Annotated in this window: 1 protein-coding gene and 2 pseudogenes; all 3 read right to left on the reverse strand. The window is 72.9% G+C overall.

Annotated features, from left to right (window positions below; all coding sequences use genetic code 11):
• Nucleotides 1–216 (reverse strand): annotated as a pseudogene (locus IJH84_RS20100) (hypothetical protein); the annotation flags it as partial.
• Nucleotides 217–445: 229 nt separating this feature from the next.
• Entirely contained in the window at nt 446–1,666 is a 1,221-nt protein-coding gene (locus tag IJH84_RS20105; protein WP_295147511.1) for an acetyl-CoA C-acetyltransferase, read from the reverse strand.
• Nucleotides 1,659–2,199, reverse strand: a pseudogene (locus IJH84_RS20110) (AMP-binding protein); the annotation flags it as partial. The pseudogene IJH84_RS20110 and the gene IJH84_RS20105, both read right to left, overlap by 8 nt.

Raw genomic sequence — 2,199 nt, forward strand, 5'->3', positions numbered from 1 at the left:
CGTGTAGCGCCCCGGCGGGAGGAATTCCGGTTGCAGCAGCGCGTAGTCGACCATCCGGACCGGCACCAGCCTCGGCGGTGCGTCGGAGTGGTGCGGGTCCGGTGGAGTGGCCGCGGCAGCGCCGGAGCTGATGGTGGCCGTCAGCGCGAGCACGCCGAGCAGCACGCCCAGCGTTCTGCGAACGGTGCCGGCTTTTCCGTTGTGCGGCTTGGACATGGCGCGAACCCCCGTGGCGATCCGCGGGCGGGCGGGCGGCCCGCCCGCTGGTTTCGCGTAGCTGGCCCGGTTCACGGTAAACCCGCCCGCGCGCCCGGTTCTTGCCGAATGTTCCTGTTGTGACGGGGGAAAACATACGGGCGCGGGCTGCCGCGAGAGACGCGCGAGCGTCCGTACTCAGTGGACGGAAGTTGCACTTTCGCCGCTGTTGCGAGGTTTTCCGGAGGCGCTACGCTTCGCCGACCCGCTCGAACAGGGCCGCAAGTCCTTGGCCGCCGCCGATGCACATCGTCTCCAGGCCGTAGCGGACCTCGCGGCGCTGCATCTCGCGCAGCAGCGTCGCCAGGATCCGCCCGCCGGTGGCTCCCACCGGATGCCCGAGCGAGATCCCGGAACCGTTGACGTTGACCCGATCCAGGTCCGCGTCGGTGAGCCGCCACTCCCGCAGGCACGCGAGCACCTGGGCGGCGAACGCCTCGTTCAACTCGATCAGGTCGACCTCGGACAGCGCCACCCCGGCCCGGTCCAGCGTGTTGGCGACCGCGGGCACCGGTCCGATGCCCATCGTCGCCGGCGGTACCCCGCCGATCCCCCACGAGACCAGCTTCGCCAGCGGCCGCAGCCCCAGCTGCGCGGCCCTCTGCGGCGTGGTCACCACGCAGATCGCCGCACCGTCGTTCTGCCCGGACGCGTTGCCCGCGGTGACGGTGGCCGCCGAGTCCTGCTTGCCCATGACCGGGCGCAGCTTCGCCAAGACCTCCGGCGTCGAGTCCGGGCGGAGGTGCTCGTCCCGCTCGACGACGGTGTCCTGCTTGCGGCCGGGAACGGTGACCGGCACGACCTCGTCGGCGAATCGGCCCGCCTCCCACGCCGCGGCGGCGCGCCGGTGCGAGCGGGCGGCGAGTTCGTCCTGCTCCTCGCGTGCGATGGAGTAGTCGCGGCGCAGGTTCTCGGCCGTCTCCAGCATCCCGCCCGGCACCGGGTGGTTCTCGCCGCCCGCGGTGACCCGGCCCTTGGCCAGCGAGTCGTGCAGCATCACACCCGGCCCGCCCTTCTGCGGGCGGCGCATCGAGGTGGAGTAGTGCGGCGCGTTCGACATCGATTCGGCACCGCCGGCCAGCACCAGCTCGGACGCGCCGCTGCCCACCTGCATCGCGGCGTTGAGCACCGCCTGCAGCCCGGATCCGCAGCGCCGGTCCACCTGCGCGCCCGGCACCGTCACCGGCAGCCCGGCGTCCAACGCGGCGACCCGGCCGATCGCCGGAGCGTCCATCGTCGGGTAGCAGTGGCCCAGCAGGACGTCGTCGATCGAGTCCGCGGGCAGCCCGGTGCGTTCCAGCAGCGCCCGGATCGTGGTGGCGGCGAGGGTGTGCGGCGGGACCTCCGCCAGCGACCCGCCGAAGCCGCCGACCGGGGTGCGCAGCGGTTCGCAGATCACGACATCAGCCATCAGCGTCCTCCTGGTAGTTCTCGGCCCACTCGCGCAGCTGGGCGGCGCGGATCTTGGCCCCGTTGGTGCCCGAGGTCGTGGGCATCTCGTCGATGATGCGCACCCGGGCGGGCACCTTGAACTTCGCCAGCGTCGCCGCGCACCATTCCCGCAGCTCGGCCGGTGTGGCCGCGGCGGGCTCGGTGAGCACGACGAAGGCGACGGCCCGCACGCCGTTCCCGGTCCGCGCGCCTACGACCTTGGCGGTGCTGACCGCTTCGTGCGCGGCCAGCCGGTGCTCGATCTCGGCGGGCGCGACGAGGAAACCGCTCAACCGCAGCACGTCACCCATCCGGCAGACGTATTCGATGCCACCGTCTTCGCTGCGAACCGCGAGGTCGCCGGTGCGGAACCAACCGTCCGCGGTGCGCGCCCCGGCGTCGTCCCCGCCGAGGTAGGCGTCCACGACGGTCGGCCCGGCGAACTGGAGCTCGCCCTGCTCACCGTCGGCCACCGGCCGGTCGTCGTGCGGGTCGGCGGTGCGCACCCGGATC

Origin of the sequence: Saccharopolyspora sp. (assembly GCF_017434145.1) — a bacterium.
Lineage (GTDB): Bacteria > Actinomycetota > Actinomycetes > Mycobacteriales > Pseudonocardiaceae > Saccharopolyspora_C > Saccharopolyspora_C galaxeae.

What these genes read in the sequence shown, in the direction of transcription:
- IJH84_RS20105 (WP_295147511.1), bottom strand. Translation starts at nt 1,666, where the DNA reads ATGGCTGATGTCGTGATCTGCGAACCGCTGCGCACCCCGGTCGGCGGC.